This is a genomic window from Streptomyces atratus, from assembly GCF_900119365.1.
In the GTDB taxonomy this organism is placed as follows: domain Bacteria; phylum Actinomycetota; class Actinomycetes; order Streptomycetales; family Streptomycetaceae; genus Streptomyces; species Streptomyces atratus_B.
Genome location: NZ_FPJO01000004.1, coordinates 43,116 through 65,610 on the forward strand (window position 1 = coordinate 43,116; position 22,495 = coordinate 65,610).

Genomic DNA, 22,495 nt, shown 5'->3' on the forward strand with positions numbered 1-22,495 from the left:
GTGCTCCGCCGGGGTACAGCCGACGGAGCACACCCCCACCCGGGAACCACCGAAACGCACCGCGCCGATCCGATCGAGAGGAAGCCTCGATGGAACAGAACGGCACGATCCGGCCAGGTCCTCTGGTTCCAGCCAGAGTAATGGGTCGCCCGAGACGGTCCGCGGCATGGGGCGGCGCGGCCGCCCTGCTCGGCTGCCTGCTGGTGGCGGCGCCGCTGCCCGGCACGGCCCCGGCCGCCCACGCGGTCGGCCCCCTCACCGTCACCTCGCCCGACCTGATCTTCGTCAAGGGCCAGGCGAAGATCACCCTCACCTCCGACCAGGCCTCAGTGGCCTGGAAGGCCACCGACGACCAGGGCCTGACCGTCGCATCGGGCACCGCCCCGGTCTCGGGCGGCACGGCCACCGTCGACGTCACCGAGCTCGGCAGCGGCTACTACACGCTCACGGCGACCGCCGGCACCACCACCCGTACCGCCAACTTCGGCGTACTGACCGCGCTGACCGGCAAGGAACAGCAGGACACGCGCTTCGGCACCGGCATCCACTACGGGTGGAACGCCGGCGACGACCAGAAGCTGCTGCGCTCGGTCAAGCTGATGGGCATGCACGGGATCCGCTCCGACATCAACTGGGGCGCCATCGAGAAGACCCCCGGCACGTACTCCTGGAGCAACTACTCCACCGACCAGCACATCCCGTACGCCAAGTCGCAGGGACTGACCGCCCTGCCCATCTCCGGCTACCGGAACCCCAATTACGACGGCAACCGGACCCCGGCCTCCGACGAGGCGCTTGAGGCCTACGGGAAGTTCACCGCTGCCGCGGTGGAGAAGTACCAGCAGTCCTCGAAGGAAATCGAGATCTACAACGAGTACAACTCCACCGGCTTCAACAACGGCACCTGCGGCATCACCGCCGACTGCTATGTCAAACTGCTCAAGGCGAGCTACGGCAAGGTGCACGCCAAGGTCCCGGACGCCACCGTCGTCGGCGGCGGGCTGGCCGGTCTCCAGACCGACTGGCTGAAGCGGCTGTACGCGGTCGGTGGCCTGAACTACATGAACGCGCTCAGCGTTCACCACTACGGCTACCCGAACCCGCCCGAGACCGCGCTGGAGAAGCTGCCGCAGGTACGCGCCGACCTGGACGCGGCGGGCGGCAAGAACTTCCCGCTCTGGATCACCGAGAACGGCTACCCGACCCACAGCGATGGCGTCACCCCCGCCCAGCAGGCCGCGTACGTGCCGCGCGCCCAGATCTTCTCCTTCGCCTCGGGCGTCAACCGCTACTACTGGTACGACCTCACCAACGACGGCACCGACGCCACCAACAAGGAACACAACTTCGGCGCCTTCAAGCGGCCCACCGCCGAGGTCAAGGCCTGGCAGCCCAAGCCGTCCGTGGTCACCGAGGGCGTCCTGATCCGGCAGCTCGCGGGCCGCGCCTACGCGGGCCGCGACGACGCCGGGTCCGCCGACGTCCGCTCGTACCGCTTCGGCACCGGAACCGACACCGTCCGGGCCCTCTACACCACGGCCGCGACACCGGGAACGGCGGAGCTGACCGCCAGTGGCCCGGTCACTGTCACCGACCAGATGGGCCACGAGAAGACGTACCTCCCGGTCGGCGGCAAGGTGCAGCTCGGCATCGACGGCACGGTGCTGTACGTCAAGGGCGCGGTCAGCGCGGTCAAGGCCGTGAGCGGCCCCGTGTTCTCCCTCCGGCTGCCGCAGCACTCCAACACCGAGGAGACCGTCGACGCGGTGCTACAGGTGGACGGCACCAAGGGCCGGACGCTGCCGCTGCGCTACGACTTCCGGATCGCCGGGGAGAAGCACCGGGTGACCGCCGAGCCCGGCAAGGTCGTCCGCCAGAACGTCCAGCTGCCCACCTCGGCCCTCACCGGCCCGCGCACGGTCAGCGGCACGGTCGGGCTCGGGCCGGTGAACCTCGCCCGCCTCACCTCCGACACCGAGGTGCTGCCGCCGACCCAGGTCACCTTCGACCCGGTGGTGAAGCAGGCGGCCCCGTTCGCCGCCGCGCTCAAGGTAACCGTCACCAACAACCGCGTCCGCAGCCCGCTCGAACTCACCAAGCTGGACTGGCAGGTGAACTCGGGCGACACCTACCTGGACCGGGGCACCATCGACGGACCGATCAAGGTCGGTACCGAGTCCAGCGCCTCGTACACCGTGGACGCGCGCAACATCAAGCAGTGGAAGCGCTACTGGACGGCCGCCTACATCAACACCCCCGACGGAGCCAGGACCGCCGTGGGCGCCTGGAACGGCTGGGGTTCCGTCCAGCCGGCCGGCACCGACACCACCACCCCCATCGACGTGATCGCCGACGGCTCCGTGAGCTACAAGGGCGGATACAACGGCGCGGCCGACCTGTCCGGCGCCGTCCGGCCCCAGTACACCGACGCCGGACTCGTGCTCAAGGGCGCGATCACGGACAACACCCTGGCCCAGCCCGCCACCACCGCCGAGAACATGTGGCAGGGCGACAGCATCCAGTTCGCCGTCACCCCCCAGGTGCCGGGACGCAGCAAGCAGTACGTCGAGTTCGGCGCCTCGCTCGTGGGCGGCAAGCCGCAGGTCTACACCTGGCGGGCGCCGTCCGGCCAGTCCGCAGGTCCGACCCCCGGCGCCACCGCCCAGATCACCCGTGACGGCACCACCACCCGCTACACGGTGACGGTGCCGTGGGCATCACTCGGCCTCGCCGGGAAGCCCACCGCGTCCATCGGGCTCGGCTTCGTGGTCAACGACAGCGACAACGACGGCCGGGCGCGCGGCTGGTCGGAGTGGGGCGGCTCCATCGCCAACAACTCCAAGAGCGCCGCCGGCCTGCGGGCCGTCCAGCTGACCGACTGAACCACCCCATGACGGGCGGGGCCGGGTGCACCTGACAGCACCCGGCCCCGCCGCTCCATGCCGTACCACCGCACGGCAGACTTGTCCGGAATCCCACCGTGAGGAGACCAGCTTCATGGCCCTGTTCGACATGCCGCTGCCCGAACTCCGCGCCTACCGGCCGCAGATCGACGAGCCGGACGACTTCGACGCCTTCTGGGCGAAGACCCTCGCCGAGACGCGCGCCCACGACCCCGCGGTCTCCTTCGAACCCGTCGAGACCGGACTGACCGGCCTGCGCACCTGGGACGTCACCTTCGCCGGCTTCGGCGGCCACCCGATCAAGGGCTGGTTCAGCGCCCCCGCCGACGCCGAGGGTCCGCTCCCGCTCGTCGTCCAGTTCCACGGCTACAACGGCGGCCGCAGCCTCCCGCACTGCTGGGGCATGTGGCCGCTGGCCGGCTTCGCCCACTTCATCATGGACGTACGCGGCCAGGGCAGCGGCGGCAACGTCGGCGACACCCCCGACCCGGTCGGCTCCGGCCCCTCCCACGCGGGCTTCATGACCCGGGGCATCGCGGACCCGGAGAGCTACTACTACCGCCGGGTCTACGCCGACGCCGTACGTGCCGTCGAAGCCGCCCGGTCCCATCCGCTCGCCGACCCCGCCCGCACCGTCGCCCTCGGCGGCAGCCAGGGCGGCGGCATCACCCTCGCGGTCGGCGCACTCGTCCCCGACCTGGCCGCCATCGCCGCCGACGTCCCGTTCCTCTGCCACTTCGGACGGGCCGTCACGCTCACCGACTCCAACCCGTACGCGGAGATAGCCCGCTACCTCAAGATGCACCGCGGCAAGGAGGAGACCGTTCTGCGCACCCTCTCGTACTTCGACGGGGTGTCCTTCGCCGCCCGGGGCAGCGCCCCCGCGCTCTTCTCCGTCGCGCTGATGGACCAGGTCTGCCCGCCGTCCACGGTCTTCGCCGCCCACAACGCGTACCCGGGCGAGAAGGAGATCGAGGTCTACCCGTTCAACGGGCACGAGGGCGGTGCCATGTTCCAGGAGGCCGCCCAGCTCCGCTGGGTACCGAAGGCGCTGAACAGGGCGGTCTGAACCCCGCCGTACCCCGGCCGGCGTGGTGTGTATCACGGACAGAGTGTGGACAGCACGTATATCGTCCACCGGGGCACGTCAATGCCCCGTGATGTGGCGAGGACAAGGGCGGACAGTGGGGAAGACAGCCTATGCACAGGCGTTGCGTGTCGTCGCCTGTGCGCTGATGGTGTGGCAGGTTTGGATGATGTGGTACATCTCCAGCCACGAGGCGGTGGGGGTGAAATGGTCCTGCGACCTGGCCGGGGGCTGTGCCAGTGACCAGCTCGCGTCGATGTCCCCGATGCTCGGAATCGCCTTCGCCGTCGTCCTCGGCCTGCTCTGTGCCCGGTACCTGCACCGGGCGGCACCGGGCGCGGTGATCGCACTCTCCGCCGTCGCGGCCGCGGCAGGCTGGTACGACGCGCTGGCGGAGGGCCAGGTCGAGCGGAACACCGTCACCAGCTTCCACATCCTCCTTCCGCTCGGCGACTTCTCCGTCTCCCAGTGGCTCACCTTCCTGTGGTCCGTCGCAGGCGTGGGCTGCCTCGCCGCCTGGTGGGGCGCGGCGGTCAGCCTGCGGCGCACCGGGGGGTTGCGCCGGCTCACCCGCCGCTACACCACGGCCGACGCGGTGATCGAGGGCTGGCGGGCGGTGGGCCGCAAGTACGGCGAGGTCACCGTGGTGTTCGACGACGCGGCCGGGGTGCGCCACGAGGTCCCGGCCGTCGTGGAACGCGTCGCCCTCAGACGGGACGTCCTCGCCCTCTACGACGCCGACCGTCCCGACGACCCGGCACACACCAGGGTCGTCGTCCCCCGCCGGAAGGTGCTGCGCCTCTCATGACCACCTCGACCTCCACCGCGTCCTCCCTGCGCGGCTTCTTCAGGCTGATCACCGTGGTGTCCGCGATCGGCACCGGTCTCGCGCTGGCCGCGCTCGTCCAGGGCGCCGTGGACGGCCCCCGCTGGCTGCTGATCCTCGCACTCCCCGTGACGGCCCTGGCCCTGACGGCGTACGGGAAGGCGGCCGAGGACATGCAGTCGGGCGTCGCCGCCTCCGGGCTGCGCTCCCGCGGCCCGCGCGCCTTCGCGCCCGCCGTGGTCAACGGAGTGAAGGCGGTGAACAAGGAGAACGGCCGGACGGCCGTCGACGGGCAGGCCCTGAACTCCGTGTTCGCCTTCGACCTGACCGTGGTGTCCGACGAGCTGCCCCCGTACCGGATCGAGGTGCGTCACCCCCTCGACCTGCAGGGGCTGCTGCACAAGTCCAGGGCGGTCGTCGAGTACGACCCCGAGCAACCCTGGCGGGTCGTCATCCCCAACAACCCGCCGCGCGAATGGCTGGCCCGCGCGGAGAGCCTCATCCCGCCACCAGGCACGGTGAAGCGGCGGGCCGGCGGTGCTCCGGCAGGCTTCCGCGCTCTGCTGTCGGGCGCGGTGATCGCGGCCGTACTGCTGGTGCTTGTACGGGTATTGGGCTGAGAGGCCGTCGGGCGACCTCCCGGCCGCCGCGGGCTCAGCCGTTGCGCGGGTACTTCTTGAGCACCTTGCCGTTGATGTCTGCCCGCAGATAGGCGCCGCCGTACTCGTCAGAGACGTAGACGCTGAGCGTCGGCTGGTAGTCGTCGAACGGGGAGGCCGGGTCGATGTCCACGTAATGGCTGGTGGGCTCGTCGACACCGAGCTCCTTGTCCGCCCGGCGGATCAGCCCCGGCAGGGCGTCCCAGTTGAACTTCTCCAGATCCACGGACTTGGCGCCCGACATGAGGGTGCCGCCCGCCCGTTCCCGGGTGGCCTTGCCGTCCCGGTAGGTGAAGACGTCGTACAGGGCCTTGTTCTTCGCGACCGGGGCCTCGGCGCTCGCGTGCACGTCGAACAGCGAGAACGACGTGACCCTGGTGCCGCCCATCACCGGCTTGAGCTCCGCGATGACGGACCGTGCGGCGGAGGGCGTCAGCAGGTTCTTGGCCGGCGCGGTGGCCTTCTGCCGGCCCTCCTTCTCCTCGGCGGGTGAGGGCCCGCCCGAAGCCCGGTCCGGGGCCCGGTCCGAGGCGGACGGGGCGCTGCCGGCCGCCCCCGTGTCCGAGTCGGGCATCAGCGACCACACCAGGACGCCGGTCAGGGCGGTTCCGGCGAGCGCGGTGGTGAACGCGACAGCGCGGCCCCGCCGGACCCGGCGACGGATCTCCTGGGTGCCCAGCGTCGCGGGCCGGGGGCGCGGGGGAGCGGTGACGGGCGGACGTCGCACGGGGGCGGTGGGCAGGACGGTGGTCGGGCCGGCCTGGGCGTAGCCGGGCGGCGCCGCGTCCTGCCGGGTGGGCGGGTCCTGGCGGGGCGGCACGGCATCCTGCGGCGCCGCACGGCCCGGTCCGGGCGCCGGCGCCGGCTCGCTCACCGACGCCAGCATCCGGTCGAGCTCCTCGGGACCGGGCCGCGCGGCCGTGTCCCGGGTCAGCAGCGCGTCCAGCACCGGAGTCAGCGGACCGGCCTGCCGGGGCGGCGGGATCTCCTCGTCCAGCACGGCCGCCAGCGTCGCCAGTGTGGTGGCCTTGCGCAGCGGGTGCCGGCCCTCCACGGCGACGTACAGCATCATGCCGAGCGACCACAGGTCCGACGAGGGGTCGCCCTCCGCGCCGCGGATGCGCTCGGGCGCCATGTAGTCGGGGGAACCGATGATGGAGCCGGTCGCCGTCAGACTGGTGGACTCGCGGATCGCCGCGATGCCGAAGTCGGTGAGCACCGGGCTCCCGTCGGCCCGCAGCAGTACGTTGGCGGGCTTCACGTCGCGGTGCAGGATTCCGGCGGCATGGGCGGCACGCAGCGCGGACAGCACCCCGCGGCCCAGCCCGGCGGCCTCGACCGGGGTGAGCGTGCCCTCGGCCAGGCGCTCCGCGAGCGAGGCGCCGGGCACCAGCTCCATCACGATCCACGGGTACGTACCGTCGCCGCCGTCCACGATGTGATGGACCGTGACGACACCCGGGTGGTCGAGCCGGGCCAGCGCACGGGCCTCGCGCAGCACCCGCTCGCGCAGCAGCCTGGCCGACTCCGGGTCGTTCTCGGCGAGCGCCGGGTCCGGGGGCCGCACCTCCTTGAGCGCCACATCGCGGTGCAGGGCCAGGTCGTGGGCCCGCCACACCATGCCCATTCCGCCACTGCCGAGCCTGTTCACCAGCTCGAAACGGTCGTCGATCACACGGCGCACAGGCCCCCCAGCGGTCATGGAAAAAGAGTACGGGGCGGGTCCGCAGCCGTGCGCACCCGCCCCGTACGCCTCAGAGGCTGCCGGGTGACCCCCGACCGGGCGGCCACGCCCCGGCACGCGCGCTTCCCGCGTTGTCGTCGGTCGCCGACGCTCCTTCCCCAAGCTCTCGGCTCCGCTCGAGCAGGGGAGACCCCATCCGACTCCCTCCTCCGCCTTGGGATCGCACGCACCGGACCGCGTCCGCTTTCCGACCAGAGGTCACCCTCACCCGACCGCCTCTCACACTTCGTCGTTCGGTGTGAGCCTGAGCGTCACGATCTGGAAGGGCCGCAGCACCAGCCGAACCGCATCGCCCTCCACCTCGGCGGTCTCGTCGGCGAGCGGACGCTCCAGCAGATCGGTCACGCGCGCCCCGGCCAGCGCGAAGCCCGCAGTCAGACGCGCCGAGGCCCGCCCGCCGTGCGCCTCGTGGAGCCGGACCACCACATCCCCGCTGCCGTCGTCGGCGAGCTTCACGGCGGTCACCACCACCGCGTCGTCGTCCACCGAGACCAGCGGCGCCACCGCGGCACTGCCCGGCACCCGGCGCTCGGGAAGGCTGAAGCGCCAGCCCTCGCGCACCGCGTCACCGATCGTCGCCCCCGGCAGCAGCGCGTACCGCAGCCGGTGCACCCCCTGGTCGGTCGCCGGGTCGGGATAGCGGGGCGCCCGCAGCAGCGACAGCCGCACCGTGGTCGTGGTCGCACCGTCCTCGCGGACCGTACGGGTCACGTCGTGCCCGTACGTCGAATCGTTGACCAGCGCCGCACCCCAGCCCGGCTCGCCGACATGCAGGAAGCGGTGGGCGCAGATCTCGAACTTGGCCGCCTCCCAGCTGGTGTTGGTGTGCGTCGGCCGCTGGACGTGCCCGAACTGCGTCTCCGCCGTGGAGTGATCGGCGCGCACATCGATCGGGAACGCCGCCTTGAGGAACTTCTCCTGCTCGTGCCAGTCGACCTCGGTGTCGATGTCCAGGCGCCGGGCACCGGGCCGCAGCGTCAGCAACTGGGTGACGCGGGACGAACCGAAGGTACGCACCACCTCGACGCCGTCACCGCTGCGGCGCACCACGTCCGCCTCGGTCAGATCGGTCACCGTGTTGCGGTAGAAGGCATCGACGTCCCACGCGTCCCAGCGGTTGGGCAGATCCGGGTGGACCTGGAGCAGATTCGCCGCGCAGCCGGGGGCGACCGTCTCGCGCCCCGCCACCAGGTCGAGGACCGAGACCACGAGCCCCCGCTCGTCCACGGTGACCCGCAGCAGCCCGTTGTCCAGCCGGAATCCGGAGCCGAGCTCCTCGACCTCCACCGCCGGCTCCGGGTCCTGCGACGCGAGCGCGGCGCCGCCCGCCGCGATGCCGGCCCGGTCGTGCGGAGCGGCGTTGAACACCACCGCGGAGCCACCCTCCGGTGCGCCGGCCAGCGCCCGCTGCGCCGCCCCGATCACCGCTTCGAGCTCCGCGGCGATCCGGGCGTACGTCGCCTCGGCCTCCTGGTGCACCCAGGCGATCGACGAACCCGGCAGGATGTCGTGGAACTGGTGCAGCAGCACGCTCTTCCAGATCCGGTTCAACTCCTCGTGCGGATAAGGGAATCCGGTCCGCACGGCGGCGGTCGCCGCCCACAGCTCCGCCTCCCGCAGCAGATGCTCGCTGCGCCGGTTGCCCTGCTTGGTCCGCGCCTGCGAGGTGTACGTACCGCGGTGCAGCTCCAGATACAGCTCGCCCAGCCACACCGGCGGCCGGTCGTACTCCGCCTCGGCGGCGGCGAAGAACTCCGCGGGCCTCTCGATCGTCACCCGGGGTGAACCCTCCAGATCCGCGAGCCGCTCGGCGCGCGCCAGCATCTCGCGGGTGGGGCCGCCACCGCCGTCGCCCCAGCCGAACGGCACCAGTGAGCGCGTGGCGTGGCCCTTGTCCCGGAAGTTCGCCTCGGCGTGCGCGAGCTCCTCGCCGGACAGCTCGGCCACATAGGTGTCCACCGGCGGGAAGTGGGTGAACACCCGGGTGCCGTCCAGCCCCTCCCACAGGAACGAATGGTGCGGGAACGGGTTCGTCGTGTTCCACGAGATCTTCTGGGTGAGGAACCAGCGCGAACCGGAGAGCTTCACCAGCTGCGGCAGCGCAGCCGAGTAGCCGAACGAGTCGGGCAGCCACACCTCCTCGGTCTCCACCCCGAACTCCTCCAGGAAGAACCGCTTGCCGTACACGAACTGCCGGGCCAGCGCCTCCGACCCGGGCATGTTGGTGTCCGACTCCACCCACATCCCGCCCACCGGCACGAACTGCCCGGCGGCGGCCTTCTCCTTCACCCGGGCGTACAGCGCGCTCTGGTGCTCCCGCAGCCAGTCCAGCTGCTGCGCCTGCGACATCGCGAAGACGAACTCCGGGCAGTCGTCCATCAGCGCCACGACGTTGGAGGTGGTGCGGGCGACCTTGCGCACCGTCTCCCGCAGCGGCCACAGCCACGCCGAGTCGATGTGCGCGTGACCCACCGCCGACAGCCGGTGGGCGGAGGCGTGCGCGGGGGAGGAGAGCACGGCGCGCAGCCGCTCCCGGGCGGCGGGCGCGCTCGCCCCCACGGCGTCCAGGTCCAGGGCGTCCAGGCAGCGTTCCACCGCGCGCAGGATCTCCCAGCGGCGTGCCGAGCCGAGCGGCAGCTGCCGCATCAGCTGGTCGAGCACCTCCAGGTCCTGGACCAGCTCCCACACCTGCCGGTCGAAGACCGCGAGGTCCATCCGTTCGACGCGGTACAGCGGCTCGCTGCCCGCCGTCTCACGGTCGCCCAGCGCACTGACGCCGTCCAGGATCTCCGGATTGGCGGCGGCTTCCAGGAGGTACGTGAACTCCTCGCCGCCCGCGACCGGTTCGCCCACCCTCAGCCAGGTGTTGCGCGGGTTGAGCGCCTTGACGACGCTGCCGTCCGGCCGGTGGGCCAGCGCCTCCGCGGAGAACCCGGGCCGGTCCTTGGCGAAGCCGAGGTCGATGACCGCTTCGACGGTCTCACCGGCCCACTGAGCCGGGACACGTCCGGTCACCCGGAACCAGCTGGTGCCCCAGGCCGGCCCCCAGTCGTCGCCGACGGCACCGGGCTTGAAAGGGGCGGCCACCGCTTCGGCGAAGGGCACCGGTTCGCCGGGGGCGTGCCAGACCTCGAACTCCAGGGGCGCCGTACGGGGATGGACGGCGGGGCGGATGCGCTCGCGCAGGGCGCGGTCGAGGCGTTCCTCGGTGAGTGTGCGGTCGTCATGCATGAGTGAAGGGCCCCTCTGAATGAAATGTGTGCGAAGCGGTAGTGGTTCACGGGAGTTCGTCGAAGCCCACGCAGGGCAGTGACATCCCGTCGGCCAGGGCCAGCAGCTTCTCCAGCCGGGCCGGGGTCACATGGTTGGCCTCGTGGTTGGCCTCGTGGGCGTAGGCGACCGAGTGGGCGTAGAGCGTGGTCGCACCACCGTGCTCGGCGGTCCGTCGCAGTGCCGCGTCGACGCCGGTCAGATCGTCCTCGTACGCGACGGTCCCGCGCCCGGAGTCCACCGAGCAGCCCAGCAGGACCCGCCGGGAGGAGATGTCCCCGGCCGGGACGTGGAGTTCGGCCGCGAGGGTCGGATCGGCACGGCGGTCGACGGGCACTCCGCCGCGCAGCCGCTCGAAGAGTGTGAGGAGCAGCCGGTCGGTGCTTTCGTCGCGGGCGCTGCACGGGTAGGCGAAGTTGCGCGACGGAAAGCCGAGGCGGCGCAGCCCGTCGAGGGCGGGCACCACCTCCTGGTCGAGATAGGCGCCCGCGCCGTGCGCGGCGACGAACTCGGGTGCGCGCTCGTGCCGCAGGCCGTGGCAGCCGATGGTGTGGCCGTCGTCCGCGAGCCGGCGCAGCAGCCGCACCTCGTCCCGGTCGAGCCGGTCCGGCTCGCAGATGAAGAACGTGACACGCGCGCCGTACGAGGTGAACAGCGGCGCGGCCGCCGCCCACTCGCGCACATGCCGGTCGTCGAAGGTGAGCAGCAGGGCACGGTCCGCACCGCTGTCCGGACGGGCCCCGGGGCGGTCGGTCATCGCCCGGACCCCTGCGGCGCCCAGCCGGGGACGGAGCCGTGCAGTGCCGTGTAGAACGGGTCGCCCGGGACGATCTCGCCGGCCGACACCGGGTGACCGGTGAGCGCCGCCTTGTACATGGCGGTGATCAGCTCCAGCGAGCGGCGGCCGTCCCCGGCGCTCGCCCTGGGCCGCCGGCCCGCCCGCATGTCGGCCAGCAGGGAGCGGAGCTGGGCGCTGTGCGAGCTCGGGACGTCCTCGGCCGGGGAGTTCCAGGCATCCGCCCGGCCGGGAGCGACACCGGGGGCCGGGGTGTAGGTCCAGTCGCCGTTCCCGTAGCCGTAGAGATGGTTCAGCTCGATGGTGGCGTCCCTCAGATCGATCCGCAGATGGCTCAGCTGGCGCGGCGAGAGGGCGCTGTTGACCACGGTGGCGAGCGCCCCCGAGGCGAAGCGCACGGTGGCGGTGGTGACGTCGTCGGTCTCGACGTCACGGGCCAGCCGGCCCGCCATGGCCCGGATCTCCGCCCAGTCGCCGAGCAGTTCGAGCAGCAGGTCGATCTGGTGGATGCCGAGCCCCATGGCGGGGCCCGCGCCCTCGGTCGCCCACTTCCCGCGCCAGGGAACCGCGTAGTAGGCGTCGTCGCGGTACCAGGTGGTCTGGCAGTGGGCTACCAGCGGCGCCCCCAGCTCCCCGGAGGCGATGAGCGCCCTGGCGTGCTCGGCCCCCGATCCGAACCGGTGCTGGAAGACGATCGGGGCGTACGGACCGTGCTCGCCCTCGGCGTCGGTCATGGCGTCGTACTCCGCCAGGCTGAGCGCGGGCGGCTTCTCGCACCACACCCAGGCCCCGGCCGCCAGCGCCGCGACGACCTGTTCCCGGTGGGCGACGGGCGGCGAGGCGATGACGACGAGATCGGGACGGACCTCGCCCAGTGAGGCGGCGAGATCGGTGGAGTGGTGGGGGAGCGCGAAGTCGGCGGCGAAGGAGCGGGCGGCCGCGGGATCGGCGTCGACGGCGCCCACCACCGCGAAGTCCGAGGGGAGTTCGAGGAACGCCGGCATATGGACGGCGCGGGCGATGTTGCCCGCGCCGACGAGCAGTACACGATAGGGAGTCACAGTCACAGGGGGCCGTCCAGGCTGAGGGCGTGATCCGCCGGGGCTGGTAAGCGTTTTCCAGTGGGTCGGGAAAGTGCCCTTCCCGAAGGAAGGGCAGTGGGTCGGGTCAGAGGGTGGCGTAGAGCGCCCCGGCACTGGTCACGGGTCCGGTGCGGAGCCGGTCCGGCCAGTCGAGGGCGAGGCCGAGCGAGGTGCTCAACCGGTCCTGGAAGGAGGCGAGCCGCTGCTTGCTCCCGCGGACCGCACGCGGTGGCAGCCGGTGCTCCAGGCAGTACGAGACCAGTGCGCCGACGGCCTCACCGATGCTCCACTGGCCCGCGTGCCCGCCGAGCGCGGGTGCGCTGAGATGCGTGGCGCCGATGTTCCGCCCGGCCGGGAGCAGATTCTCCACCCGTACGGGCAGCAGCGCGCCCAGCGGCAGCTGGAACGGCAGGCACTCCAGATCCAGCCCGGCACCGCCCCCCGTCCCCGGGTGCAGGGTGATCCGGGAGCGCAGGGTGCCCACACTGTCGGTGAAGGTCTCGGCACCCGGCGCCCCGGCCCGTGCCGCGACGGTCAGATGGTGCTCCAGCAGGGTGAACTCGGCCCGGATGCGCCGGGATTCGCGTACGTGCACGGCTTTGGCGAAGCCGTCGTCGGTGCCCGTGGCATCGGGGCGCAGCCGCAGTTCGGGATAGCCCTGGCCGCCGTCGTGCCGGGGCGCGCTCGTCTGCATCCAGTACAGGAACGACAGGGCCTGCTCGCGTGCCTCCCGCTCGGCCCTGGCCCGTACCTCCTCGCCGGAACCGGTGAGCGGCAGCCGTGCGTAGGCGGTCTGCTCCCAGTCGACCAGCGTGATGTCGCTGTCGAACGTGCCGGGCAGATACCGGCTCCGGGCGAGCGCCCGCAGCTGGTGCCAGCGGTCGTTGGGCGGTGCGGCCCAGTGCGGGACGTCGTCCGGCTCGTGCAGGAACAGCGGTACGGAGCGGGCCGGGCCGCCGCCCGGTTCCGCGGTGTCCCAGGAGAAGGCCTCGGACCACCGGTCGTAGCCGGCCGGCCGGTCGACGGTGTGGTCCTCGCCGGGGCGGTGGTCCAGGGCGAAGACCCAGGAGACCGGCTGCTGGTCCAGCGGGTCGGCGGCGGCGGGCGCGTGCGGCTCGCCGGTCTCCTCGCGGGACTCGGCGCCGGTGACGTGCTCGACGCCCGCGAGGCCGAGCAGCTCGCCCAGGTCCGTCGCGTCGACGACGTAGGGGGCGCTGACCGTCAGCGGTTCGCCGTCCGCCGTCTCCAGGGTGACCGCGGTGACCCGGTCCCCGTCGGTCAGGGCCGCGACCGGGCGGTGGCCGAGCAGCAGGGTGAGCCGGCCGGAGGCGAGGTGCGGGGTGAGGAGCTCCTGGACGACCGCGAGCGCGGCGCGGGGCTCGTGGCTGAGATGGCCGGTGGTACTCAGGCCGGGGTCGAGCAGTGGATCGGCGAACGGCTCGGGGCACAGCGGGTAGTTGCGCCGGTAGAAGTCGCGTATCCGCTCACGCAGATCGCGGTAGCCGGGGGAGACGGGGTCCAGTTCGATGCGGTGGCCGTCGGCGAGCGGCACGGCCTGCGCGGTGAACAGGCCACCGGGCCAGTCGGTCGCCTCGGTGAGCACGACGCGGTGTCCGAACCGGGCGGCGGTCAGCGCGGTGGCGAGACCACCGAGACCGGCACCGACCACCAGGACATCGGTCCCGAGTTCGCGGGTACGGGGGGTGGGGGCGGCGAACACAGGAGTCTCCTCCCTCAGGGCCGGCGGGCGGCGACGGTACGGAGCCGGACCGGAACGGACTCGCGCGTCCTGATCCGGACGGGAAGCACGATCTGCTCGGCGCTGCGGTACGGGTCCTCGCCCGCCGTGCGCTCCGCGATCCGGGTGACCAGCTGCTCGACCGCACGGCCGCCGATCTCCCTGGCGGGCAGCCGGGCGGCGAAGCTGGTGAGCGGCAGCAGATCGTAGGGGCCGGCGTCGTCCATGCCCGCCAGCACGATCTCGTCGGGTACGGCGATGCCGAGCGAGGCCAGATCGGCGGCGGCGGTGGCGACCGCGAAACCGTGGGCGCAGAGCAGGGCGGTCGGCGGCTCGGGCGAGCCGAGCAGCTCGGTCAGCAGCTGCTTGCGCTCGTCCTCGGGCAGTGCGGTGTACGAGCGGAGCGCGGTCAACTGGGGGAGCAGGGGCTGGTCATGGGCGCGCAGCGCCTGTTTGTGCCCGGTCATCCGGTCGTGGACGCTGGTGCACTGCGTCTCGCCCCAGAGCGTCGCTATCCGCTCGTGGCCGTCGGCCAGCAGATGTTCGGTGAGCCGGTAGCCGACGCTGTAGTTGTCGGCGGTGACCGCGTCGATGGCATGGTCCGGGAAGTACCGGTCGACCAGGACCATCGGGATGCGCAGGCGCCTGAGCTCGTCGAGGACGTCGGCGTCCGGCGGGCCCTCGACGGGGTACAGGATGATGCCGTCGACCCGGTCCTCGACGGCCTGGCGCAGCGCCTGGTCCTGGCGGGCCAGCGACGCACCGTGGTCGGCGTGCCCGGTGTCGGTCATATGGACGGCGGAGTCCGAGAAGAACAGCCGCAGCCCGCGCTCCGAGCAGCCGGACTCGATCCCGCGCAGCACCTCCGACTGGTACGGCCCCTGGCCGCTGATGATGCAGGCGATCACACCGGACCTGTGGGCCGCGACCGGCTCCGCGGTCCGGTCACCGGGGTCGGCGACAAAGGTCCCCCGGCCCCGCCGGCGCACCAACAGCCCCTCCGCGACAAGGTCGTTGAGCGCCCGGACGGCGGTGGTGGAGCTGACCCCGAAGCGCTCGCGCAGCTGGTTCTGAGTGATGAACGGAGCACCGGCCTCGTACTCGTCGCGCGCGACCTCGGCCCGCAACTCGTCCTTGATGCGCTGGTACTTGGGCCCTGGCGTACCCATCCAGCCATCACCCCCTCGGATTTGACGCGTCAATCGACGTTGATGTCAGTGTGGTGGGGGTTAATGCATTATTTCAAGAGGGTTGCAGGGAAAGGATCGACAACTTGGCGCGTCAAGCCGGGAGTGTGTTGTTTTAACGCGTCAATCCGGTGTCCCGGACGGTCTCCGGGGCTCGGGATTCAGCCGGTCACGCGGGGCGGCGGTGTCGTGCTGGCCCGGACCACCAGACGCGAAGGCACATCGAGCGTGCGCGGCGAAGCCGTGGCATCACCGAGCGCCAGCAGCAGTGCCCGGCGGCCGATCTCCTCCAGCGGCAGCCGTACGGTGGTCAGCGCGGGCGTGACGTCGCAGGCCACCGGCAGATCGTCGAAACCGACGACGGAGACATCGGAGGGAACACTCCTGCCGAGATCGTCCCGGAGCGCCGCGAGCGCACCCAGCGCCATGGCGTCGTTGAGCGCGAACAGCGCGGTGATCCCCGGCGACCTGCGGAACAGCCGCACCGCCGCGGCCCGCCCGCCGTCCCGGGTGAAGTCGGCCTCGACCCGGTGGTGTTCCGTCACGACGACGCCCAGCTCGGCGGCCCGCTCCAGGAAGCCGTGCAGCCGGTCCTGCACGGAGACCAGCGCCAGCGGTCCGCAGATGACGCCGATCTCGGTGTGTCCCAGCCCGGCGAGGTGCTCGGCGACGGCCCGACCGCCCTCGCGGTTGCCCGGCACGATCGTGTCCACCGGAAGGCCCTGGTGCGCGACCGCGGTCACCCGGCCGCCCTGTGCCGCGAAGGCCTCCAGCTCCTGGGCGAGCGCGGGGCTCCCGCCGGTGAAGCCCGATCCGGCGAGGATCACGGCGCGGGCCCGCTGCGCCCGCAGCCGGGCCACGTACTCCGCCTGGAGTCCGGGTTCGTGGAAGGTGCCGGCCAGCATCACCAGGAGCTTGTGGTCGCGGGCGACCTCCATGACACCGGCCGCGATGGCGGAGTAGTAGGCGTCGTTCACATCGTGCACGACCAGACCGACGATCGAGGTGGTGGACTGCACGAGCGCGCGGGCCGGCGCGTTGGAGACATAGCGGAGCCGGGCGGCCGCCTCCAGGACGCGCTCCTGCAGCTCCTGGGTGACGTTGCGGTCGCTGTCGCTGAGGACGCGCGAAGCCGTGGCGAGAGAGACCCCGGCGTCCTGCGCGACCTGCTGGAGCGTCACGGCGGACGACGGGCGGGGACGGGCGGAACGTCGATTGACCTGGCTCTGCATAGGGCTACGATAGCCGCACTGAAAGCGTTTTCCCATTGCGCACGCCACAGGAAACCCGCCATCGGGACCGTCCTCCCGTACACAGGGTCAGCCCGTGCGCCACCGTCCCGCTGCGGCCGGCGGCACCGTGGTCGCACAGCGGTAGACGGCGTCCTCCCGGCAGGCGTACCGCCGTTCGGTCTCCGGAGTGAGCCGGACACCGAGCCCCGGGGCCTGCGGAGCGAGCAGGCAACCGTCCTCCAGACGGAACGGCTCGACCAGCAGCTCCGACCGCAGCGGATACCGCGGCATCGGCCACTCGGCCAGCCGCCCGCCGCCGGCGAAGGCGGCGTGGTAGTTGGCCGCCTGGCACACGGCACTGCCCCAGCAGTGCACGACCGCCTCGACGCCGTGCTCCGCCGCGCCCGCGAAGACCGCCAGCGTCTGGCGCAGGCCCCCGACGACCGTGGCGTCCGGCTGCACCATGTCGTAGTACCCCGATGCCATGCGTGCCAGCAGCTCCTGCGCGGTGGTGACGGTCTCCCCGCCCGCCACCGGACAGCCGGCCGACCGCCGCAGAGCGGGGTACGCGGCGGCACGCGCAGGCCCGAGCGGCTCTTCCAGAAAGCGCACCGGCCACCGGGTGCCGGTCCTGACCGCGTCGAGGAACGCCGTCGTGTCCGCCACCGACTGGCCGGGGTCCTCAAGATTCTGCGCCATGTCGACGGCGACGCCGATGCCGTGCGCTGCCGCGTGCTCCAGCGTCCACACCGCCTTGTCCGCCTCGTGGCCCCGCGCCCTGATCTTGAAGGTGTCGATGCCCAGGGCCGCCACGGCGGCGATCTCGGCGCTCATCGCCGACGGGGAGGTCGAGTCGCCCCCGCTGGCGTACAGCCGGATCCGGTCCGTACGACATCCGCCCAGCAATTCGTACGCGGGCACGCCCGCCCGTTTCCCGAGGGCGTCGACCAGGGCCGCCTCCACGGCGGAGACGACATGGCGGGCCGCTCCCTGAAGGCTCCAGTAGCCCGTCGCGAGGACCATGTCCCGGTACCGTCCAGCCAGGTCCCCGGCCGGACGGCCGACGAGACAGGGGGCGATCAGATCGACCGTCGACACGAAGACCTGCGGCGCGAAGACGGCGAGATAGCCCTCACCCAGGCCGGTCGTGCCGTCGTCCAGGGTGACCTCCACCAGGCCGGTCGTGCGCCACCCCGTCGGCAGTGCCAGGCGCACCTCCAGACTGTCCGGATCCGCGTAGGGGGCGCTGAGCAGCACCGGCCGGATCGCCGCGATGCGCACACCGTCGTCGAGATGTGCGCCGATGTGCGCGAAAGGTGGTTCGGACATGACGTCGCGTCCTCAGAATCCTCTGGACCACTGCACGGGATTGCGCAGCGGTGAGCCGGCTCGGAATCGGTGCCAGTTGTCGGTGAACAGGTCGATGACCCGGGCGCTCTCGTCCGTCGAACCACCCGCGGTGTGCTGGGTGAGGACGACCCCGGGGCAGGTCCACAGAGGGTGACCGGCGGGCAGCGGTTCCTCGGCGGTGACGTCCAGCACCGCTCCGCCGAGTCGCCCCGAGGACAGCTCGGACACCAGGGCCTCCTCGTCCACCAGCGATCCCCGGCCGGCGTTGACCAGAACGGCCCCCGTCCGCATCCGGGCCAGCCGCCGCGCATCGAGCAGTCCGCTCGTTTCGGGCGTCCCGGGCAGCAGCCCCACCACCACGTCGAAGTCCGGCAGCCGCTCATCGAGCTCGGCCAGGGTACGGAGGTCCCCGGAGCCGCGAGCGAAGTACGAGACGGCGCAGCCGAACGGGCCGGTCAGCTCGGCGAGCCGCCGGGCGATGGACCCCCGTCCCAGCACCAGGACCCGGGCCCCGGTCAGCATTCGCAGCCGGGGCCGCACGGCGGACTTCGCCCACCTGCCTTCGGCACGCAGCCCGGAGAGCCGGTCGATCCCGCGATGGAGCGCGAGGAGCCCCGCCAGGCACGACTGCGCGACCGGGTCGGCGAAGACATCACCCAGGTTGGTGACGGTCAGCCGGCGGCCGAGGCCGGGCCAGTCCAGACCGAGATAGCCGTCGATCCCGACCGAGGCGAGCTGCAACCACCGCAGCCGGGGTGCGTTCGCCACCCAGGCCGCCCTGGGGTTGCCGAGCGCCGTGCCGGCTCCGGCGAGGGCGCGGGCGTCCGCCTCCGACGTGGTCCCCGGCTCGGCGAACCAGACGGGCCCGGGGCCGAGTTCGCGCAGACGGGCGCGGTCGGCGTCGGCGAGCGGCAGTTCCACGTACAGGCCGGCGCCGTCCATGGCCGGGTTCACCACGGGTGCTCCGCGAGGTACGAGGCGATCCGTTCCCGGTCCCACGCCCCGTCCGCGACGGTGACCCGGTAGCGGCGGGCCAGGGTGTCGCCCGGGGCGAGCTCCAGCTCCTCGTGGAACGCGAAGGAGGGGGCGACGGCGGCGAAGGGCTCGTCGCGGACGAACCAGTGGGCCGGGTGGGTGCCGCCCGCTCCCGTGTGATCGTTCTCCGGGGCGTGCTGGAAGATCAGTGTGGCGTGACCGTCGGCGCCGTCGTGTTCGCCGCTGTAGGCCAGCCAGGGCGCGTGCGTGCCCATCAACTCCGGGCCCTCCCCGTCCGGGCCGAGGATCCGCCCGCCCCGGAAGGCGCGCGGCCCGCGCCAGAAGAGGCCGGTGTAGCCGGCCGCCTTCCGGCCGTGGGTTGTCGGGCTGCCGAAAAGCAGCGGTTCGGTACGCCGGTTGGTGATCGCGCTGGACCAGGTCAGTGACCAGCTGCCACCGGTGTTCGCGCCCGTGGTGCCGGAGTCGGGGCCGGCGTGATCGTCGTGCTCGACGTCGTGCAGCTCGACGCGGCGCAGCTCGTCCGCCCAGTGCGTGCCGTCGTTGTGGCGCCAGCTCAGCCGCTCCACGATGACCGCGCGGCCGGCGTCCGCCGCGACCTCGTCGAATCCGAGGTGCGCCATCGATCCGACCCGCTCGGGCAGCGGCTGGTAGTCCTGGCCGTGCACATAGGTGTTGCCTCCCCAGAGGTTCTGCCCAGAGAGGTGGGAGGCCGTCATCTGGAGGCCCTTGTGCCAGCGGTGGTCATGGGGCCGATAGTCGGTGACAACGTTGTCGGTCAGTGTGCGCATGGGGTGGATGTACGGCTTGGGGGCCTCCCAGGCCGCCTCCGGACGGTAGACGTAGCTGATCAGGTCGATGCCGCCCCGCTCCTCCGTGACCGTGATCCGGTCCCCGTGGGCGTGCGTGATGCGCAGTGGACTGCTCATGTCCCGAGTCTCCTGGGTGCGGCTGGAAAGCGCTTACCGCAACCTAGGGCCTTCGCCGGAGGCGCGTCAACAACCGTGGGGCGCAAGGGGGGAGAAGGCCTCGGTCGAGTGGGGGCGGCCGGGATGGGGGAGCGGGCCATGGGGTCGTCCCGCACGGCGGCCGACGGCTTGCCGCACACTCATGGAAGAGGGGCAAGCCGTCGGCCGTCGGCGTGAGGCGGGTGCTACTTGGGCGGGCGGATGCCGCCGCCGCCCGTGGTGCCCATCTGGTCGCACTGCTCCTGAAGCTTCCGGGCCTTCTCCTGGAGCCGCTGGCGCTGCTCAGGGTCGGTGGTGCGCTCGGCGGCCTCGGTCATGTGCCGGGCCTTGTCGCGCAGCTGCTGCGCACGGTCACCGGATTCACGTGCAACGCTCATCATCGCTCCTTGTGCGGTTGGGAAGAGCGGGCTCCATCAGAGAACCAGCGCCGTCGGACCGCCGCACCTCGAATCGTCACTCAGAGTCACGGTCTCCAGTGGGGTGCCGCGACGCTGGCATGATCGGGGGCATGAACGAAAGCATCATCGCCGCGTGTGACGGGGCGTCCAAGGGCAATCCGGGACCCGCTGCCTGGGCGTGGGTCGTGGCCGACGAGCAGGGGCGGCCCGAGCGCTGGGAGGCGGGACCGCTGGGGACCGCCACCAATAATGTCGCCGAACTCACCGCACTGCGAGAGCTGTTGGAGTCGACGGACCCGTCCGTTCCGATCGAGGTGCGGATGGACTCGCAGTACGCGATGAACGCGGTCACGAAGTGGCTGCCGGGGTGGAAGCGCAACGGCTGGAAGACCTCGGGCGGAAAGCCGGTGGCCAACCAGGAGCTCGTGGTCGCCATCGACGTCCTGCTGACCGGCCGGTCCGTGCGCTTCACCTACGTTCCCGCCCACCAGGTGGACGGCGACCCGCTCAACGCGCTCGCCGACCAGGCGGCCAGCGAGGCCGCGGTGACCCAGCGGCCGGCCGGAACCGCGCACGGTGCCACGCAGTTGCCGGCGCCCGCTCCGGCCCGCGCGACCGAGGGCCGCCGGAGCGGCACGGCGACGAAGAAGGCCGGGGGCGCGTCACGCCCCGCCCGCTCCGGGGGAACCATCCGGGCCAGGTTCGCCGGCCGCTGCCACTGCGGAAAGCCCTATGCGGCACAGGACATGATCGCCAAGAACCCCAACGGCTGGGGCCACCCGGAGTGCCGTACCGCACCCGCCTGACACGCACCGTCACCGCCGTGGCCGGCCGGAGCGGGCGAGTGGCCACGCGGGACCGGGCCCGCGTGCCATGATGCGGCTCCGACGGCAATGGCGGCACGCTGGGGGGCGGATGGGAAGCACGGGCACGGTTCTTCGTGAGCTGCGCGGCGCGCAGAAGACGGCCAAGGGGGTGTCGCTGTACTCGCGGTACGTGAACCGGCCGGCCGGCCGGGTGTTCGCGGCCGGTGCGTACCGCATGGGACTGACGCCCAATCAAGTCACTCTGATAAGTGCAGCCTTCACCTTCACTGCCATCGCATCGGTGGCCCTCGTCCGGCCGTCCCCCGGGCTCGCGGTCGCGGTGTACGCCGGTCTCGCCATCGGCTTCGCCCTCGACTCGGCCGACGGGCAACTGGCCCGGCTCACCGGCCGGGGCGGTCCGGACGGGGAGTGGCTGGACCATGTCGTGGACTGCGCCAAGATGATCCTCGTACACACCGCCGTGCTGATCTCGTTCCGGCGATTCCTCACGCTGCCCGGCGAGGTGTGGCTGCTCCTGCCGCTGGGTTTCCTGTTCACGGCCGTGCTGACCTTCTGCGCGGGGCTGCTGCGCGAACAGCTGGGAAAGGCGGCCCCCCGGCCCGCGGCCGACGCCGCCGCCCCGGTGTCGCGGCTGCGGGCCGTCGCGCTGCTGCCCGCCGACTACGGAGTGTTCTGTCCGGTGTTCCTGCTCCTCGGCGACCCCACCGCGTTCCGCATCGGCTACGCGGCCCTCGCGCTGGTGCACGCGCTGTTCCTGGTGGTGTTCCTCGCCAAGTGGTTCAGGGAGCTCAGAGCGCTCCGTACTGCGGACTGACGAGTGTGTCCAGCGCCCGGCGCAGCTGGGTGCTGGACGTGTGCACGGTGTACGGGAAGTAGACGACCTCCACGCCGACCTCGGCGAAGTCGCGTTCCAGCCGTTCTCCTCGTTCCGTGTCCCGCCAGTCGTCCCCCTTGAAGATCACGTCGAACCTCACCTGCTGCCAGGTCTCGACCTTGTCGGGCACCGTCTCGACGAACGCGGCGTCCACGTAGCGCACGCTGCGCACGATCTCCAGCCGCTCCGGCAGCGGAATCACCGGCCGGTGCCCCTTGGCGAGCGCGGCCATCTCGTCCGAGACAACCCCGGCGACGAGGTAGTCGCACTGACTGCGGGCATGCCGCAGGATGTTGAGGTGCCCCACATGGAACAGGTCGTAGACCCCCGGCGCGTAGCCGACCCTGTGCGCCATCCGTTCTCTCCCCCCCACGGTGAACGCGATGCCCGTGTCCCGCACGGCAGTTGTCCGGACATGGCATCCGGTGCGGTGGGATATCGGTATCGGTGTTGATGGTGCAACGACCTTACTGTGAAGGCCACTTGCTCATCACGTGAACGGATAAGCTCGCTTTTGGGGCTGTTCCTCGAGGGGAAGACAGATTGTTCCGGGGGGAAGGC

The 22,495-nt window shown here is 71.9% G+C and carries 18 protein-coding genes; 6 read left to right on the forward strand and 12 right to left on the reverse strand.

Features of this window, described 5'->3' with window-relative positions:
- Positions 1 to 140 precede the first annotated feature (140 nt).
- From BT364_RS09125 to BT364_RS09140, 4 genes are all read left to right on the forward strand, one after another.
- Positions 141 to 2,882, forward strand: a complete 2,742-nt coding sequence (locus BT364_RS09125) for a hypothetical protein (protein ID WP_072484631.1) — start codon at positions 141 to 143, stop codon at positions 2,880 to 2,882.
- Positions 2,883 to 2,997: 115 nt separating this feature from the next.
- Positions 2,998 to 3,972 (forward strand): acetylxylan esterase, encoded by a 975-nt coding sequence (locus BT364_RS09130; protein WP_072484632.1) that lies wholly within the window; start codon positions 2,998 to 3,000, stop codon positions 3,970 to 3,972.
- A gap of 115 nt (positions 3,973 to 4,087) precedes the next feature.
- Positions 4,088 to 4,798, forward strand: coding sequence for a hypothetical protein (locus BT364_RS09135; protein ID WP_143166466.1), 711 nt, complete (start codon positions 4,088 to 4,090; stop codon positions 4,796 to 4,798).
- Positions 4,795 to 5,436 carry a hypothetical protein gene (locus BT364_RS09140; protein WP_079179367.1) on the forward strand — a complete coding sequence of 214 codons (642 nt, stop codon included), beginning with the start codon at positions 4,795 to 4,797 and terminating at the stop codon, positions 5,434 to 5,436. The genes BT364_RS09135 and BT364_RS09140 overlap by 4 nt, the downstream gene beginning before the upstream one ends.
- Before the next feature lie 34 nt (positions 5,437 to 5,470).
- On the opposite strand, the gene BT364_RS09145 is transcribed toward BT364_RS09140, so the two are convergent.
- The 11 genes from BT364_RS09145 to BT364_RS09195 form a co-directional block, all read right to left on the reverse strand.
- Entirely contained in the window at positions 5,471 to 7,177 is a 1,707-nt protein-coding gene (locus tag BT364_RS09145) for a serine/threonine-protein kinase (RefSeq protein WP_177328070.1), read from the reverse strand.
- A gap of 261 nt (positions 7,178 to 7,438) precedes the next feature.
- Positions 7,439 to 10,450, reverse strand: a complete 3,012-nt coding sequence (locus BT364_RS09150; protein ID WP_072484633.1) for an alpha-mannosidase — start codon at positions 10,448 to 10,450, stop codon at positions 7,439 to 7,441.
- A 46-nt stretch (positions 10,451 to 10,496) separates the two neighbouring features.
- On the reverse strand, positions 10,497 to 11,246 hold the full coding sequence (locus BT364_RS09155) for a polysaccharide deacetylase family protein (RefSeq protein ID WP_072484634.1): 750 nt from the start codon (positions 11,244 to 11,246) through the stop codon (positions 10,497 to 10,499).
- Positions 11,243 to 12,346, reverse strand: coding sequence for a Gfo/Idh/MocA family protein (locus tag BT364_RS09160; RefSeq protein WP_371268441.1), 1,104 nt, complete (start codon positions 12,344 to 12,346; stop codon positions 11,243 to 11,245). Before BT364_RS09160 ends, BT364_RS09155 begins: the two co-directional genes overlap by 4 nt.
- A 106-nt stretch (positions 12,347 to 12,452) precedes the next feature.
- A complete protein-coding gene (locus BT364_RS09165; RefSeq protein ID WP_072484636.1) occupies positions 12,453 to 14,087 on the reverse strand; it encodes an FAD-dependent oxidoreductase in 1,635 nt (544 codons plus the stop codon).
- Between the two features lie 14 nt (positions 14,088 to 14,101).
- Positions 14,102 to 15,274, reverse strand: a complete 1,173-nt coding sequence (locus BT364_RS09170) for a LacI family DNA-binding transcriptional regulator (RefSeq protein ID WP_072484637.1) — start codon at positions 15,272 to 15,274, stop codon at positions 14,102 to 14,104.
- A gap of 179 nt (positions 15,275 to 15,453) precedes the next feature.
- Positions 15,454 to 16,524, reverse strand: a complete 1,071-nt coding sequence (locus BT364_RS09175) for a LacI family DNA-binding transcriptional regulator (RefSeq protein ID WP_072484638.1) — start codon at positions 16,522 to 16,524, stop codon at positions 15,454 to 15,456.
- A gap of 87 nt (positions 16,525 to 16,611) precedes the next feature.
- The gene (locus BT364_RS09180) at positions 16,612 to 17,853 is read right to left on the reverse strand and encodes a mandelate racemase/muconate lactonizing enzyme family protein (protein ID WP_072484639.1); all 1,242 of its coding nucleotides are present in this window, start codon (positions 17,851 to 17,853) and stop codon (positions 16,612 to 16,614) included.
- A 12-nt stretch (positions 17,854 to 17,865) separates the two neighbouring features.
- On the reverse strand, positions 17,866 to 18,831 hold the full coding sequence (locus BT364_RS09185; protein ID WP_079179369.1) for a D-2-hydroxyacid dehydrogenase: 966 nt from the start codon (positions 18,829 to 18,831) through the stop codon (positions 17,866 to 17,868).
- The gene (locus BT364_RS09190) at positions 18,825 to 19,796 is read right to left on the reverse strand and encodes a DUF6807 domain-containing protein (protein WP_072484640.1); all 972 of its coding nucleotides are present in this window, start codon (positions 19,794 to 19,796) and stop codon (positions 18,825 to 18,827) included. Before BT364_RS09190 ends, BT364_RS09185 begins: the two co-directional genes overlap by 7 nt.
- 224 nt (positions 19,797 to 20,020) lie before the next feature.
- Positions 20,021 to 20,212: a DUF6381 family protein gene (locus tag BT364_RS09195; protein WP_072484641.1), complete on the reverse strand. Its 192-nt coding sequence runs from the start codon at positions 20,210 to 20,212 to the stop codon at positions 20,021 to 20,023.
- 131 nt (positions 20,213 to 20,343) lie between these two features.
- On the opposite strand from BT364_RS09195, the gene BT364_RS09200 reads away from it, so the two are divergent.
- Positions 20,344 to 21,039, forward strand: a complete 696-nt coding sequence (locus tag BT364_RS09200) for a ribonuclease H family protein (protein ID WP_072484642.1) — start codon at positions 20,344 to 20,346, stop codon at positions 21,037 to 21,039.
- A gap of 109 nt (positions 21,040 to 21,148) precedes the next feature.
- Positions 21,149 to 21,874, forward strand: coding sequence for a CDP-alcohol phosphatidyltransferase family protein (locus BT364_RS09205; protein ID WP_072484643.1), 726 nt, complete (start codon positions 21,149 to 21,151; stop codon positions 21,872 to 21,874).
- On the opposite strand, the gene BT364_RS09210 is transcribed toward BT364_RS09205, so the two are convergent.
- On the reverse strand, positions 21,849 to 22,289 hold the full coding sequence (locus tag BT364_RS09210) for an FAD synthase family protein (RefSeq protein WP_072484644.1): 441 nt from the start codon (positions 22,287 to 22,289) through the stop codon (positions 21,849 to 21,851). The genes BT364_RS09205 and BT364_RS09210 overlap by 26 nt on opposite strands.
- Between the last annotated feature and the right edge of the window lie 206 nt (positions 22,290 to 22,495).